We start from the raw sequence: 14,897 nt of genomic DNA, 5'->3' as shown, positions 1-14,897 counted from the left end.
TTCGCACCCATTTGGCACACCTTCTGCAATCACCGTGGCAAGCAGCGCTCCGGCGCGCTCCACAAAAACAACGAGAAGGTATCCCTGATGGATAACGCCACCTCCCTGCCCACCGGGGCGGCCATTGCGCCGACCGCAGAAAAAACCACCGCCAGCCGCCTGAAGTCGATCTTCAGCGGGTCCATCGGCAACATGGTCGAATGGTACGACTGGTACGTCTACGCCGCATTCTCGCTGTACTTCGCCAAAGCGTTCTTCCCTGCCGGCGACACCACTGCACAACTGCTCAACACCGCCGCGATCTTCGCCGTGGGCTTCCTCATGCGCCCGATCGGTGGCTGGCTGATGGGCCTGTACGCCGACCGCAAAGGCCGCAAGGCCGCACTGATGGCCTCGGTGCTGCTGATGTGCGCAGGCTCCCTGGTCATTGCCCTGACCCCTGGCTATGAAACCATCGGCGTCGCCGCCCCAATTCTGCTGGTGCTTGCGCGCTTGCTGCAGGGCCTGTCGGTGGGCGGTGAGTACGGCACCTCGGCCACCTACCTCAGCGAGATGGCCAGCAAGGAACGCCGTGGCTTCTTCTCCAGCTTCCAGTACGTGACCCTGATCTCTGGCCAGCTCATCGCCCTGGCGGTGCTGATCATCCTGCAGCAGACGCTGACTACCGAGCAGCTGTATGCCTGGGGCTGGCGTGTGCCCTTCGTGATCGGCGCGCTGTGCGCGGTGGTTGCGCTGTACCTGCGTCGCGGCATGGAAGAGACCACCTCCTTCACCAAGAAGGAGAAGGCCAAGGAAAGCCTGATGCGCACCCTGATGCGTCATCCCAAAGAGCTGATGACCGTGGTCGGCCTGACCATGGGCGGCACTCTGGCCTTCTACACCTACACCACTTACATGCAGAAGTACCTGGTCAACACGGTGGGCATGAGCATCACCGACTCGACCACCATCTCGGCCGCCACGCTGTTCCTGTTCATGTGCCTGCAACCGCTGGTCGGCGGCTTGTCCGACAAGATCGGCCGACGCCCGATCCTGATCGCCTTCGGTGTGCTCGGCACCCTGTTCACCGTGCCGATCCTCAGCACCCTGCACACCGTGCAAAGCTGGTGGGGCGCGTTCTTCCTGATCATGGCTGCGCTGATCATCGTCAGCGGCTACACCTCGATCAACGCAGTGGTCAAAGCCGAGTTGTTCCCGACCGAGATCCGCGCCCTGGGCGTTGGCCTGCCGTACGCCCTGACCGTATCGATCTTCGGCGGCACCGCCGAATACGTGGCCCTGTGGTTCAAGAGCAACGGCATGGAAACCGGCTTCTACTGGTACGTCACCGGCTGCATCGCCTGCTCGCTGCTGGTGTATGCCACCATGAAAGACACCAAGCAGCATTCGCGGATCACCACTGACTGATTCAGGTCCGCGGGTCTTGAACAGGGGCGCTCCTTCATGGGGGCGCCCCTTTTTTGCGGTGGGTCACCGTACGTGAGCCGAATAGCGCTATTATTCGGCTCACATAATGAGCCGAATAGACAGCTCATTCGGCTCACGGGTGGAGTGAAACGATCATGAACAGCCCAATGTGGATCTGGCAGCAACCCGACTGGCCCCATTTCCAATGGCAAAGCGAGCCAATCGGGGCCTTGCTACGCGGTTGCGTCGACAGGCAAGGACGCTTACTGGGCAAGATCGGCTCCATCGACGCGCTCAGTGAGTGCCAGAACATCCTGGATACCCTCCTGCAGAACATTGTCACTTCGTCGGCGATCGAGGGTGAACAGTTGAACGTGGGTTCCGTGCGCTCCTCGCTCGCACGACGCTTGGGCATCCATGAACAAGGCCCGACCACTGTCCGCAGCGAAGGGCTCGCGCAACTGATGCTGGATGCGACGCAAGGGTACGACCAGCCGCTGACCTTGCAGCGTCTGTTCACCTGGCATCACTGGTTGTTCCCTGCGGTGGAAGAAAGCCTGAGCAAAGCGATACGGGTGGGCCAGCTGCGTGCCGAGGCACCGATGCAGGTGATTTCAGGACGCCTCGACAAGCCCACGGTACATTTCCAGGCACCGCCCCGTGATAGCCTGGAAGGACAGGTCGATGCTTTTCTCGACTGGTTTGCCAGCAGCCGCCAAGCAACCAACCTGGACCCGCTGTTACGTGCAGGCATCGCGCATTTCTGGTTCGTCACGCTGCACCCTTTCGACGATGGCAATGGCCGCCTGACCCGGGCCATCACCGACTTGGCGCTGGCTCAGGCAGAGCGGCAGGCGATTAGTTTCTATGCCATGTCTGCAAGCATCCTCGAAGACCGGACTGGCTATTACCAGATATTGGAGAGCAGTCAGAAAGGCGACCTTGATATCACCCGCTGGCTGACCTGGTTTCTCGAAACCCTGCTACGCAGTCTCGAACAGGCTTTGCTGAATATCGACCGGATACTCAGCAAAGCCAGGTTCTGGCAAACACACCGCGCGGACGGCCTGTTGCCCGAACAGGTCAAGGTACTTAACAGGCTGCTCGACGGAGGCCCACGCGGCTTCGAAGACGGTATCAATGCCGCGCAGTACCAGGCCGTGGCGAAAGTCTCCAAGGCCACCGCAACCCGTCACCTCACCGACCTGCTCGACAAGGCTTGCCTGACCCGCCTGCCAGGTGGAGGGCGCAGCACACGTTATCGCATCAATACTCAGGACATCCCAAGCGCCTGACGGGGTTCACGCCGCTGGTAATAGGTGGCCATAAAGACTGATTTTCGATCTTAACGCCCCATTAATTTCACGCCGTCATTCTGCAAGGGCTGACGAAGCGATGATCCGCGCCCAGACAATACACCTCAGGCCCACCGCCTGATTCACCGTCAGCATGGGCTAACCAATCGATTAAAACGATATTTAGACGCTATTTTTTGCGCTTTTTAATCAATTTTATAAGCGTAGGATTAAACCCATAGAAACAACAACCCCTCGCCCCCCTGGAGCAACGACCATGAAAAACAAACTGATCCTCACCCTGGCCCTTTCGGTTTTCGCTGCTGGCGCCTTCGCCGAAGACGGCTTCGATCGTACCAATGCCCATACCTTCGCAGCGGTGCAAACCCAAGCCGCCACTTACGCCGAAGACGGTTTTGACCGCACCGGCGGCCAACGCTTCACCGAAGACGGCTTCGACCGCACCGGCGGCCAACGCTTCGCCGAGGACGGCTACGACCGCACTGGCGCCCAACGCTTCGCTGAAGATGGCTTCGACCGCACCGGCGGCCAGCGCTTCGCCGAAGACGGCTTCGATCGCACCAACGCTCACCGCATCAGCTGACCCCTGATGCGCGTACCCAGCCCGGCTTCGGCCGGGCTTGATCATTTTCAGGCGGGCACAGGCTTGGCACACTAGAAGCCTTCGTCCCCAAGAGGTAGGGCAAGCAAGCCCAGCACCGATGTATTACTACGAACCTGCCAAAGGCCACGGCCTGCCCCACGACCCCTTCAACGCCATCGTCGGCCCCCGCCCCATTGGCTGGATCTCGTCCCACGACCGCGAAGGCCGCCTGAACCTGGCGCCCTACAGTTTTTTCAACGCCTTCAACTACATCCCGCCGATCATCGGTTTCTGTAGTGTCGGGCGCAAAGACAGCCTGAACAACATCGAGCAGACCGGCGAGTTTGTCTGGAACCTGGCGACCCGGCCTTTGGCCGAGGCGATGAACCAGAGCTGTGCGGCGGTAGCGGCAGACATCGATGAGTTCGCGTTGAGCGGCCTGACGCCAGCACCGTCGCGTGTGGTGCAGGTGCCCCGCGTAGGCGAAACGCCGGTGGCGTTCGAGTGCAAGGTCAGCCAGATCGTCCAGCTGCAGCGGGCGGACCAGGCGCTGGTGCCCAGCTGGCTGATCCTGGGTGAAGTGGTGGCGGTGCACATTGCCGAGCACCTGCTCAAGGACGGCATCTACGATACCGCTGCCGCCGAGCCGATCTTGCGTGGTGGCGGCCCGGCGGATTACTTCGAACTGGGCAACCTGTTCAAGATGGCCAGGCCGCAGGCGGGCAACTGATCACCAGATCAGCTCGCCCTCATCACTGACGCCCTGCAGGCGTTCGAGTTCGGCGCAGGCGGCCTCGTCGGCCGCCATGGCGCCCTTGAACACCTGGCCGTCCAGTACCTTGTGAAAGCGCGGGGCGCCGCCCATGCCAAGCGCTTTCACCGCAATGGCCGCGTTGTAGCCACCCCCTTCCACCGGGACCATCGCCGAAACCGCTTCGAACTGCGGGAATTCTCTACGTGCCATGCTGCGCTCCGCGCCATTGATCGAGGGCGGCATTCTAACCTGCACACACCAGCGATCAATCGAAGGTATGCAAATCCAGGCTGCTGACCACCTGAGCCTGCACCAGCTCACCGAACACCTCCAGGGTCGGTGACGCGAAGTAGCCGCTCATCGCCTGCTGGTCGCGCCAGCTGCCGCTGAGCAGCCAAAGGTCGGCGTCGGCCTGCGAGCGCTGGACCGTGAAGCTAAGGCAACCCGGTGTACGCAAAGAAGGCTCGAGCAGATCGCGCAGGCGCGCGCCCAGCTCTGCCGAACGTCCGCTGCTGGCACGAATGAAAGCCAAGTGGGTGACCGGTTGTCGTTGGGTCATTGCACGATCTCCTTGAAGCAGGCGGACGAAAAACCAGGCTGCCAAGGTTAGAGGCTGGCGCGCGCGACGCGTTAGGCTATTACTGCACGGCGATTGCCTGATCCTGCAGCACGGCAGGATCAGGCAATCGCCGTGCAGCTTTCGACTAGCGCCCGCCATTGCCCAAACCTATGCTGCGTCAGTCAGTAGAGGAAACCATCATGACCACCGCCACGCCCATCGAGCCGTCCCTGGAAGTGCAACGCCAGGAGCTGGCCGAGCTGATCCGCCGCCATGCCGGCGAGCCCCAAGGCACGGTGTCGGCCATCGACGACCTGTATCTGGTGCGCTACACGGAAAACATCCGCGCCATGCCTACCTTGGCGTTGCCGGCGTTGTGCATCCTGGCACAGGGCAGCAAAAGCCTGTTCCTCGGTGACGAGCAGTACGCCTATGACCCGCTGCACTACATGGTGGTGTCGGTGACCTTGCCGATCAGCGCGGCCAAACTCGATGCCAGCCCCGAAAACCCCAGCCTGGGCTTGCGACTGGATCTTGACCCAGCCGAAATCAGCCAACTGATCGCCGAAAGTGGGCCGATGTTGGTGCCCAACCTGCCGTCCGGCCGTGGGCTGTATGTGGAGAGGACCGACGCACAGTTGCTTGACGCGCTGCTGCGGCTGATCCGCCTGCTGGATTCGCCACGGGACATTGCCATGCTGGCGCCGCTGTTCCGCCGAGAAATTCTCTACCGCCTGCTGCGTGGCCCGCAGGGCTATCGGCTGTATGAGATCGCCTTGGCCAACAGCCAGACCCACCGAGTCTGCCAGGCCATTACCTGGCTCAACCAGAACTTCCAGCAGCCGTTGCGCATCGAGGACCTGGCCCGGGAGGTCAACCTCAGCACCTCGACCTTGCACCATCGGTTCAAGGCCGTGACGTCCATGAGCCCACTGCAGTACCAAAAGCAATTGCGCCTGCAAGAGGCACGGCGGTTGATGCTCAATGACGGGCTTGAAGCCGCAGTGGCGGGCTATCGGGTCGGGTATGAAAGCCCGTCGCAGTTCAGCCGCGAATACAGCAGGCTGTACGGCGCGCCGCCGATTCGCGATGTGGCACGGTTGCGGGCCCCGGCCGGGTAAGTTGTGCACGGCCTGTACCGGCGAAGGGGTCGGTACAGGCCGGCAGCTTTTTACGCGACCACCGCCGCCTGCCACTGATTCTGGTCAACCTGAATCAAGGTCGGCCCCTTGCGCTCCACCGCACGCCCCAACGCCGCCTGCAACTGCGCGACATCAACCACATGCTCCGCTTCGGCGCCCAAGGCCCGTGCCACGCCGATGAAGTCTGGGGTATGGATATCCACGCCGACCGGTTCGATGTCGCGATTGACCATGTACTTCTTGATTTCCTCGTACCCTTGGTTGTTCCACAACAGCACGATCAGCGGTACCTGGGCCTCCACCGCACTGGCCAGCTCCGGCAGGGTGAACTGCAAGCCACCATCGCCGATCAGGCAAACCGACGGCGCACGCTCGGCGATTTGCGCGGCGCTGCCCAGCCAGGCGCCCATCGCCGCTGGCAATGCATAGCCCAGTGTGCCGTAACCGGTCGAGGCATTGAACCAACGGCGCGGCTGGTCCATGTCCAGCGTGAGGTTGCCGGAGTACACCGGCTGGGTCGAATCGCCGACCAGAATGGCGTTGGGCAGGCGCTCGAGGATACTGCTCAGCAGGCGGGTCTGGCTCAGGGTCGGCTGGTCCCAGCCGCTCGCCAGGGCCTGGCGCAGCTGCTGCACGCGCGGCTGCCCCCAGCCACCGTCACGCGCTGGCAGCGGCTGCCCCTGCAAGGCCGCGCACAGCGCCTCGGCGGCCAGTTCGGCATCGGCGACCAACGCCAGCTCGGGCAGGTAGTTGCGCACTGTCTGGTCCGGGTCGATGTCGATCCGCAGCAGACTGCCCGGGATCTCGAAGCCGCCCTTGAAGGTCACGTCATAGTCGGTTTCGGCAAGTTCGGTACCGATGGCCAGCACCACGTCCGCTTCGGCCACCAGCGCCCGCGTGGCCGGCAGCGACTGGGTGGAGCCGATTTGCAACGGGTGATCGGACGCCAGCAACCCCTTGGCATTGATCGTCAATGCTACCGGTGCCTGCAGCAGCTCTGCCAGGCGGGCCAAGGGGGCGCCAGCGCTCAACGCACCACCACCCGCCAGAATCAGCGGGCGCTTGGCCTTGGCCAGGCGCTCGGCCATCAACGCTACGGCCTGGGGGGCGGCACCTGCGCGGCTGCTGCGCACCGGGCGGCCTGGCAGCAAGTGATCGGCTGGCTCGACCAGCACGTCCAGTGGGATCTCGATATGCACAGGGCGCGGGCGGGCGCCCTCGAACACGGCAAAGGCGCGGGCCAGTACCTGTGGCAGGTCGTTGGCGCTCATCAGGGTCTGCGAGAAGGCTGCCACGCCCGACACCAATGCAGCCTGGTTCGGCAACTCGTGCAGCTTGCCGCGGCCGCCGCCCAGTTGATCGCGCGATTGCACGCTGGAAATCACCAGCATCGGGATCGAATCGGCATAGGCCTGGCCCATGGCGGTGGTGATGTTGGTCATCCCAGGGCCGGTGATGATGAAGCACACCCCTGGTTTGCCCCGGGTCCGGGCATATCCGTCGGCCATGAACCCGGCGCCTTGCTCGTGGCGCGGGGTGATATGACGAATGGAAGAAGCCGCCAGGCCGCGATAGAGCTCGACGGTATGCACGCCTGGAATGCCGAAGACATGGTCCACACCATAGCCTTCAAGGAGTTTGACCAGTACTTCGCCGCAGGTTGCCATGTGTTTTTACCTTGAGTCTTGTTGGAATCTGCCCGTATTGGACCCAAGCCAACGCTATCGCCACAATGCAAAAAAACACATACTAGCCATGTCTCCACGTCATGGCTTAATGCAATGAAACGGCTACCGCCCCTGCCCGCCCTGTACACCTTCCTGGTCACAGCCCAGCACTGCAACTTCACCCGTGCGGGGCAGCAGTTGCACATCACTCAAGGCGCCGTCAGCCGGCAGATCGGCGCACTAGAAGCGCACCTCGGTTACGCCCTGTTCCAGCGCCAGGCCCGCGGCCTGAGCCTGACGCGTGAAGGCCAGGACTGGTTGCCGCGGGTGCAGCAGGTGTTTGCGCTGGTCGAACAAGGCGTGCGTGAAGTGGGTGGGCATCGCGCCACCTTGCAGCTCAAGGCGCCGACCTGCGTCATGCGTTGGCTGCTGCCACGCCTGATGGAATGGCAGGCGCTGCGCCCCGACGTACCGGTAGAGCTGACCACCACGGTGCAGCATGGCGTGGACTTCCGCCGCGAAGGCTTCGATGCGGCGGTGGTGTACGGCAGCCTGCCGAACCATGGCCTGCAGGTTCGCAAATTGTTCGACGAGCAGCTGACACCTGTCTGCGCGCCTTCACTGCTGGAAGGCGCCTTGCCGCTGGCGCAGATCGACGACCTGATGCGCCACATGCTCCTGCACCCCTCGCGTGACGAGCACGACTGGCGGCTATGGCTGCAGGCAGCTGGCGCGACGTTTGCTGCTCAAGGGCCGAAACAGCACTTCGAGACCTTGGACATGGCAATGGCCATGGCATCGCAGGGCACCGGGGTGGCCATTGGCGATTGGTCGCTGATCGGCGATGACCTGCACGGCGGACGGCTGTGCATGCCTTTTGGCTTGAAGGTGACGACCGGCAAAGGCTATTACCTGGTCAGCCAGGCCAAGCACCTGCCCGCCGGCCTGGTCGAGCTGATGGACTGGCTGCAGGCGCGCGCCAACCGCGATCCCTTGTAGGAGCGGCCCTGGGTTTTTGGGCGCCTGTAAGAACGTAGGGGGCCGCTCCGCGACCCTTTCGCGACGCAAGGCCGCTCCTACACGAGGCCGTGCTGCGGCTCAGTACCCGACGGTAAACCGCGCCCGCGAATGCGCCGGCTTTTCCAGCTCATCGAGCATGGCAATCGCATAGTCGGCAAAGGTGATCCAGCTCTTGCCGTCGGCACCGATCAGCAGATGATCCTTGCCCAGCGTGTAGTGCCCGCTCCGCTCGCCCTCGACAAACTCCGCCGACGGCGACAGGAACGTCCAGTCCAGATTCTGCTCCTGGCGCAGCACCTCGAGAAAGCGCACGCCGGCACTCGCCTCGGCTTTGTAGGCCTCGGGGAAGTCCGGGCTGTCGATCACCCTGTGCCCGGAAGGCAGCAGCAGGCTGCCGGCCCCGCCCACCACCAGCAGGCGCCTGACCCCGGCGCGCTTGACCGGCTCGATGATCGCGTGCGCGTCGATAGTTGCAAAGTGCGCAGCGCTCAACACCGCGTCCACACCGGCGACAGCCGCTTGTAGCGCCGCACTGTCCTTGACGTCCAGCGCCTTGACCGTCACCCCATCACGCCCCTGCAGCCGCGACGGGTCGCGGGCAATGGCCACGACACTGTGGCCACGGCGCAGGGCTTCTTCCAGCAACTGGCTGCCGGCTCGGCCGGTGGCACCAATGATTGCGATCTTGCTCATGGGAAACACTCCATCAATTGAACGGAATTACCACTTCATCTCGCCCTTGGCGACCTTGGCACCGAGCTCCAGCGAGCTCTCGTCAGCCAGGCCCGGGTAGCGTTTTTTCATCGCCGCGATCAACGTAGCGGCATCTTTCGCCTTGGCGGCTTCGGCATCGAACGCCTCAACATAATTGGCCGTGAAGCGCACAGCGGCGAGCGAACGGCTGCTCTGGCCCAGGTAATGCCCAGGCACCACGGTGCGCGGCGCCAACTGCTCGATGTGCTTGAGCGTGCCCAGCCAGTCGGCATGCGACTGGGCCGACTGGGTATCGGCCATCCACACGTGGATATGCTCCGCAACCACCACGCCGCCGACGACTGCCTTGATCGACGGAATCCAGACAAAACTGCGATCAGGCTGCGGCCCGTCCAGGCCGACCACCTCGAGCGTCTGGCCTTCCAGGGTCAGGCGATCGCCCGCCAGGACCTGTGGCACGACCAGCCGCGCCGGTTTGTCCGCGCCCATTTGCGGGCCCCAGTAGGCCAGCTTTGCGTCCATGGTCTGGCGAATGTGCGCAACCGTGGGCGCCGAGGCGACCACCTTGGCGGCGGGGAACGCCTGGGTCAGCGTGTCGAGGCCGAAGTAGTAGTCCGGGTCGCCATGGCTGATGTAGATGGTGGTCAGCCGCTTGCCGCCGGCACGCAACCGCTCGACCACCTGTTCAGCCTGCGCCTTGCCGAACTGGGCGTCGACCAGGATGGCATCGTGGGCGCCGCTGACAATCACCGAACTGACTGGGAAAATGGCCTCGTGCCCAGGGTTGTAGACCTCCAGCTGCAGCGGCTCGGCAGCCAGGGCCGGGCCGGTCAACGCAACACAGGCCAATAACAGGCCACGCAAGGGAGTGAATAGCGACATCGCAACGGTCCGTCTGTAGAAGAATGGTCAACAGCTTAGTTGCCAAATCCATGACAAAAAATGCGATGCTCGAACATAGTTTGTTTCTAAAATCGGGCAAATCATGGACCGTCTCAACGCCATGCGCGTTTTTGTCACTGTTGTCGACCTGGGCAGCCAGTCTGCGGCAGCGGATCACCTGCAGCTGTCGCGGCCAGTGGTTTCACGCTACCTGGCAGAACTCGAGGAGTGGGTCGGAGCGCGGCTGATGCAGCGCACCACGCGCAAGCTGAGCCTGACCGCCGCTGGCCAGGAGACACTGCCCCGCTGCCGCCAACTGCTGGAACTTGCCGGCGACCTGCAGGTTGCCGTACGCCAACCGGACGACGCGCCCCGCGGCGCGCTGCGCATCAGCGTCAGTACGTCATTCGGCCAAGCGCAACTGGTGGATGCCGTGGCCGCGTATGTTCGGCGCTATCCCGGGGTGAAGGTTGAACTGCAGATGCTCGATCGCACGGTCAACTTGGTGGATGAGCGCATCGACCTGGCCATCCGCACCAGCAACGACCTGGACCCGAACCTGATCGCCCGGCGCCTGACCGTGTGCCGCTCGGTGGTGTGCGCGGCACCGGGCTACCTGCGCGAACATGGGACGCCGCAGCGGGTTGAGGAACTGAGCGGGCACAATTGCCTGACCCATGCCTACTTCGGCCACAGCCTCTGGCATTTCGAGGTGCAGGGCCACGCCATTGCCGTCCCGGTCGAGGGCAACATCAGTGCCAATGAGGCCATGACGTTGCAAAAGGCGGCACTGGCCGGTGCGGGCATTGCCATGCTGCCAACCTACCAGGCTGCCGCTGCGCTGCGCTCGGGCGCACTGGTGCGCCTGCTGCCCGAGGCACGGCCGCGCGAGCTCAACCTGAATGCGGTGTATACCTCGCGCAAGCACATGCCGGCGACCTTGCGCAGCATGCTGGACTTTCTCGCACAGCGGTTCCGGGACGAGCCGGAATGGGACAAGCACCTGATGTAAGCCCATGGCGCCGCGAATTGGCCTACGCTTACCGGTATCACCTGGCGCGGTAACAGGAGGTGAGCACCATGGGCATCAAGACAAGAAGGTTCGCAGTGGTGATGGCGCTGTTTGCCGTTGCCGGGCTTTACGGCTCAGCCTGCTGGCGGGTCGAACTGCTCCGCGACCAACCCAGCTCGGCAGCCAATTGTCAGCACGCGCACTGCGTGCCGCAAAGCGCAACCTTGAGCGCCGTCCGTTGAGCTGACGGCGCCCTGCCGGTCACTCCTCGACGCTCATGTATTCCTTGGCCCAGCGGATGTAATCCTCGGGCTGGGTGTAGGTGTGCGAGAGTTCGGTGGCGTTGAGGTTCTCGGACCTGTTCTGCTGGCCGCGCTGCAGGCGCAGGCAGTCGTAGGTGGCCTTGATGGCAGCAAAGTACGCCGCATGGCCATCGACCACGATGCGCACGCCCAGGCGTGCCAGGCGTTCGTCATCACGCAGGTTGGGGTTGGCGTAGGTCACCAGCATCAACGGCACGGTCAGGTGCTCGGCAATCTGCTCGAGCTGCTCGAAATCCTTCACCCCCACCATGCAGATCCCGTCGGCACCGGCTTTCTGATAGCTCTGGGTGCGCACGATGATTTCTTCGGTGCTCAGCACGCCGGCGTTGGTGCGGGCGATGATCGACAGCGACGAATCGACCCGTGCTTCAAGCGCCGCGCGAATCTTGCCGACGCCTTCATCGACTGGAATCAAATCGGTGGACTTGCGCCCGAACTGGGCCGGCAGCAGCGTATCTTCGATGGTCAGTGCCGCAACGCCGGCACGCTCCAGTTCGATGACCGTGCGCATGACATTCAGCGCGTTGCCGTAGCCGTGGTCGGCATCGGCCAGCACCGGCAGTTGCGCCACACGGCCAATGCGTGTGGCCTGTTCGACGAACTCGCTGAGCGTGATCAAGGCAAAATCCGGTGCGGCCAGCACCTGCAGCGAAGCCACCGAACCACCAAGAATACCGACTTCGAAACCCAGGTCAGCGGCAATGCGCGCCGACATCGGGTCGAACACGGACGCTGTGTGGTAACAGGAACCTGAAGCGAGCAGGTCGCGGAAGGCAAAACGCAAATCTTGGTGGGAAGCCCTGGGCATGATCACTCCGCAATAACGTGAAATTGAACGGTTGCTACCAACCCCTGAATCGGGTCTACCTGACCTGTTCCAACCGTCGCCAACCGGGCGGTCATGCTCGACATGCAGGCAGAGGAATAAAAGGTATGGGATACAGCGACACGAAAACCCTGCGGCAATTAGCTGCACCAAGCTGGTGCAGGCCACGGATCACAGCCCCTGCGGTCCAGCCACGATATCACGCGGCCATGCCTCACTGGACGAATGCGCCAATGCCGATCTTGCATAGGGGATGCAGATAGTACATAGGAAGCTACCTAAGTCAGGTTACACTTCATCGGCCTCATTGCCATGCCTAAGGTAATTTCGTGACTGCCGCCCTGCCCCCGACCGTCTTGCGCAACGTGCTCACCGCTCTGATGCTGGCCATCTTCCTCGGCGCGTTGGACCAGACCATTGTCGCCGTCTCGCTGCCGGCCATTTCCGCACAATTCAACGATGTCGGCCTGCTGGCCTGGGTGATCTCCGGGTACATGGTAGCGATGACGGTGGCGGTGCCGATCTACGGCAAACTGGGTGACCTGTATGGCCGGCGGCGGATGATCCTTACCGGCATCACGCTGTTCACCCTGGCGTCGATTGCCTGCGCCCTCGCCCAGGACATGCAGCAACTGGTGCTGGCCCGTGTGCTGCAAGGGGTCGGTGCAGGGGGCATGGTGTCGGTCAGCCAGGCGATCATCGGCGACTTCGTGCCACCGCGCGAACGTGGCCGTTACCAAGGCTATTTCAGCAGCATGTACGCAGTGGCCAGCGTCGCCGGGCCGGTGCTCGGCGGCTGGCTGACCGAGTACCTGTCCTGGCGCTGGGTGTTCTGGATCAACCTGCCACTGGGAATGGTCGCGTTGTGGGCGATCCATCGGGCACTGCGCGACATGCCGGTCAAGCGCCGCGAGGCCCAGGTCGATTACCTCGGCGCCGTGTTGCTGATTGTTGGCCTGGGTAGCCTGCTGCTGGGCATTACCCTGGTCGGCCAGGGCCACGCCTGGGCAGCGCCATCCGTACTGGCGCTGTTCGCCTGCGCGGTGCTTGGCCTGGCGCTTTTCATTGGCCATGAACGGCGCTGCCCGGAGCCGCTGCTGCCCCTCGACCTGTTCGGCAACCGCGTCGCCGTGCTGTGCTGGGGGGTGATATTTTTTGCCAGTTTCCAGTCGATTTCCCTGACCATGCTCATGCCCTTGCGCTACCAGGGCATCACCGGTGCAGGTGCCGACAGCGCGGCATTGCACCTGCTGCCACTGGCCATGGGCCTGCCGATGGGGGCCTTCACCGGCGGCCGCATGACCAGCCTCACCGGGCGCTACAAACCGCAGATACTCACCGGCGCGCTGCTGATGCCGGTGGCCATCTTCGCCATGGCCATGACACCGCCGCAGTCGTCGCTGCTCAGCGCCGTGTTCATGTTGCTGACCGGCATTGCCTGCGGGCTGCAGTTTCCGACGTCGCTGGTGGGCACGCAAAGCGCGGTGGCCAGCAAGGACATTGGCGTGGCCACCAGCACCACCAACCTGTTCCGCTCGCTTGGGGGGGCCATGGGGGTGGCGTGCATGTCCAGCCTGCTGCTGGCGTTGCTGCACCAGGGTGGGTTCGAGCTGCTGGGCAACCCCTTGCTGGGCAGCCTGAAGGCAGGCGAGGCCGACCCACTGACCCAGGCAAGGTTACTGGAGACGTTCAAGCATTTGTTGATGGGCAGTGGTGTGGTTGCACTGCTGGGGTTGGTGGCGGCGCTGGCGTTGCCGGACCGGCAATTGCGCGGGCACTAATAAAGCAGGGCCGCAAGCGACCCCGCCTTTAATGCCCCGTTAATACAATGGGGCAACACTCCCTCACAATCCTTAACAAAGTGTCATTTGCGCAGCGCTGGGCTCAAGCGCAGCATATCCAGCCCGGTGTCGACCCATTTTTCGACATCACGCAGCAGGTCGAAACTGTCCGGCAGCAATAACCAGCGCCCGATCAGGCCATCGACATAGGCAAACATGGCCACCGCCGCGCGCTCGACATCCAGCTCGACAGGCAACTGGCCCCGGCGCGCGGCATTGGCAAGCGCCAGGGCAATGCCCTTGTGGCAATCCAGCACCGTGCTCTGGCGCTGCTGGCGAATTTCACACATGTCATCGGTGAACTCGCACTTGTGATGCAGAATTTCATTGATACGCCGGGTTCGGGCATCGAGCACCAGCTCGTTGAACACTTGCAGCAGCAGCTTGCGCATGCAACCCAGCGGGTCCAGTTCGTCCTCGCTTTCGCTCGCGCGTGCAAGGTGGTCATGGGCTTCATGCAGGCTGTCGAGCAACGCCTGCACCAGTTCGGCCTTGTTGTTGAAGTGCCAGTAGATCGCACCTCGGGTGACGCCCGCCAGTTCGGCGATGTCGGCCAAGGTGGTTCGCGCAACCCCGCGCTTGTAGAAGGCCTTTTCCGCCGCCTCGATGATCTGGGCGCGGGTTTCCTGGGCTTCTTCTTTGGTTCTACGGACCATGGCAGTACAACCTCATCTGGGCCCGAGCGCACGGCGCGCTCGGGGAAACCGCCGGGGTCGCCTCTGCAGGGCGTCTCCCGAATGGGCTAATCAAGGGCTGCGGCAGTCACCAAGTACTGCGCAGCGGTATTTACAAACAACCATGAATGTAAGTATATTCCTTAGCAAGCTATTTATCCACCGGATAGCATTTTT

General features: G+C 62.9%; 16 protein-coding genes. 9 read left to right on the top strand and 7 right to left on the bottom strand.

Annotated elements, in window-relative coordinates; all coding sequences use genetic code 11:
* Positions 1–87 precede the first annotated feature (87 nt).
* The 4 genes from CKW22_RS13185 (at position 88) to CKW22_RS13170 (ending at position 4,036) form a co-directional block, all read left to right on the top strand.
* Positions 88–1,407: an MFS transporter gene (locus tag CKW22_RS13185; RefSeq protein ID WP_033702996.1), complete on the top strand. Its 1,320-nt coding sequence runs from the start codon at positions 88–90 to the stop codon at positions 1,405–1,407.
* A 155-nt stretch (positions 1,408–1,562) separates the two neighbouring features.
* Positions 1,563–2,702, top strand: coding sequence for a Fic family protein (locus tag CKW22_RS13180; RefSeq protein ID WP_095064214.1), 1,140 nt, complete (start codon positions 1,563–1,565; stop codon positions 2,700–2,702).
* A gap of 277 nt (positions 2,703–2,979) precedes the next feature.
* Positions 2,980–3,306, top strand: a complete 327-nt coding sequence (locus tag CKW22_RS13175; protein WP_047583608.1) for a hypothetical protein — start codon at positions 2,980–2,982, stop codon at positions 3,304–3,306.
* 118 nt (positions 3,307–3,424) lie between these two features.
* Positions 3,425–4,036 carry a flavin reductase family protein gene (locus CKW22_RS13170; RefSeq protein ID WP_033702741.1) on the top strand — a complete coding sequence of 204 codons (612 nt, stop codon included), beginning with the start codon at positions 3,425–3,427 and terminating at the stop codon, positions 4,034–4,036.
* Here CKW22_RS13170 and CKW22_RS13165 read toward each other — a convergent pair whose 3' ends face one another.
* Both CKW22_RS13165 and CKW22_RS13160 read right to left on the bottom strand, forming a co-directional pair.
* Positions 4,037–4,303: a hypothetical protein gene (locus CKW22_RS13165; protein WP_033702742.1), complete on the bottom strand. Its 267-nt coding sequence runs from the start codon at positions 4,301–4,303 to the stop codon at positions 4,037–4,039.
* Positions 4,304–4,325: 22 nt separating this feature from the next.
* Entirely contained in the window at positions 4,326–4,619 is a 294-nt protein-coding gene (locus CKW22_RS13160) for a putative quinol monooxygenase (protein WP_033702743.1), read from the bottom strand.
* 200 nt (positions 4,620–4,819) lie between these two features.
* Here CKW22_RS13160 and CKW22_RS13155 point away from each other — a divergent pair, with 200 nt between their 5' ends.
* A complete protein-coding gene (locus CKW22_RS13155) occupies positions 4,820–5,740 on the top strand; it encodes an AraC family transcriptional regulator (protein ID WP_033702744.1) in 921 nt (306 codons plus the stop codon).
* A gap of 50 nt (positions 5,741–5,790) precedes the next feature.
* On the opposite strand, the gene CKW22_RS13150 is transcribed toward CKW22_RS13155, so the two are convergent.
* Positions 5,791–7,428, bottom strand: a complete 1,638-nt coding sequence (locus CKW22_RS13150) for a 5-guanidino-2-oxopentanoate decarboxylase (protein ID WP_033702745.1) — start codon at positions 7,426–7,428, stop codon at positions 5,791–5,793.
* A gap of 114 nt (positions 7,429–7,542) precedes the next feature.
* Here CKW22_RS13150 and CKW22_RS13145 point away from each other — a divergent pair, with 114 nt between their 5' ends.
* A complete protein-coding gene (locus CKW22_RS13145; RefSeq protein ID WP_033702746.1) occupies positions 7,543–8,427 on the top strand; it encodes a LysR substrate-binding domain-containing protein in 885 nt (294 codons plus the stop codon).
* A gap of 99 nt (positions 8,428–8,526) precedes the next feature.
* Here the strand turns inward: CKW22_RS13145 and CKW22_RS13140 are convergent, their stop codons facing one another.
* Positions 8,527–9,141: an NAD(P)-dependent oxidoreductase gene (locus CKW22_RS13140; RefSeq protein ID WP_033702747.1), complete on the bottom strand. Its 615-nt coding sequence runs from the start codon at positions 9,139–9,141 to the stop codon at positions 8,527–8,529.
* Between the two features lie 27 nt (positions 9,142–9,168).
* Complete coding sequence (locus CKW22_RS13135; RefSeq protein WP_047583965.1) at positions 9,169–10,044, bottom strand: MBL fold metallo-hydrolase; 876 nt, start codon at positions 10,042–10,044, stop codon at positions 9,169–9,171.
* Between the two features lie 103 nt (positions 10,045–10,147).
* Between CKW22_RS13135 and CKW22_RS13130 the strand changes: the two genes are divergently transcribed.
* Entirely contained in the window at positions 10,148–11,056 is a 909-nt protein-coding gene (locus CKW22_RS13130; RefSeq protein ID WP_033702749.1) for a LysR family transcriptional regulator, read from the top strand.
* A 68-nt stretch (positions 11,057–11,124) separates the two neighbouring features.
* A complete protein-coding gene (locus tag CKW22_RS27530; RefSeq protein ID WP_167334470.1) occupies positions 11,125–11,298 on the top strand; it encodes a hypothetical protein in 174 nt (57 codons plus the stop codon).
* Positions 11,299–11,317: 19 nt separating this feature from the next.
* Here CKW22_RS27530 and CKW22_RS13125 read toward each other — a convergent pair whose 3' ends face one another.
* Positions 11,318–12,187, bottom strand: a complete 870-nt coding sequence (locus CKW22_RS13125) for an oxaloacetate decarboxylase (RefSeq protein ID WP_095064213.1) — start codon at positions 12,185–12,187, stop codon at positions 11,318–11,320.
* Between the two features lie 347 nt (positions 12,188–12,534).
* On the opposite strand from CKW22_RS13125, the gene CKW22_RS13120 reads away from it, so the two are divergent.
* Positions 12,535–13,986, top strand: coding sequence for an MDR family MFS transporter (locus tag CKW22_RS13120; RefSeq protein ID WP_033702751.1), 1,452 nt, complete (start codon positions 12,535–12,537; stop codon positions 13,984–13,986).
* Positions 13,987–14,069: 83 nt separating this feature from the next.
* Here the strand turns inward: CKW22_RS13120 and ttgR are convergent, their stop codons facing one another.
* Positions 14,070–14,702, bottom strand: a complete 633-nt coding sequence (gene ttgR / locus CKW22_RS13115; RefSeq protein ID WP_033702752.1) for an efflux transport transcriptional regulator TtgR — start codon at positions 14,700–14,702, stop codon at positions 14,070–14,072.
* Positions 14,703–14,897: the final 195 nt, after the last annotated feature.

The organism is Pseudomonas sp. Irchel s3f19 (assembly GCF_900187555.1).
Classification (GTDB): Bacteria; Pseudomonadota; Gammaproteobacteria; order Pseudomonadales; family Pseudomonadaceae; genus Aquipseudomonas; species Aquipseudomonas capeferrum.
The sequence above is the reverse complement of the archived record's forward strand: the minus strand, read 5'-3'. Positions and strand labels throughout refer to the sequence as shown.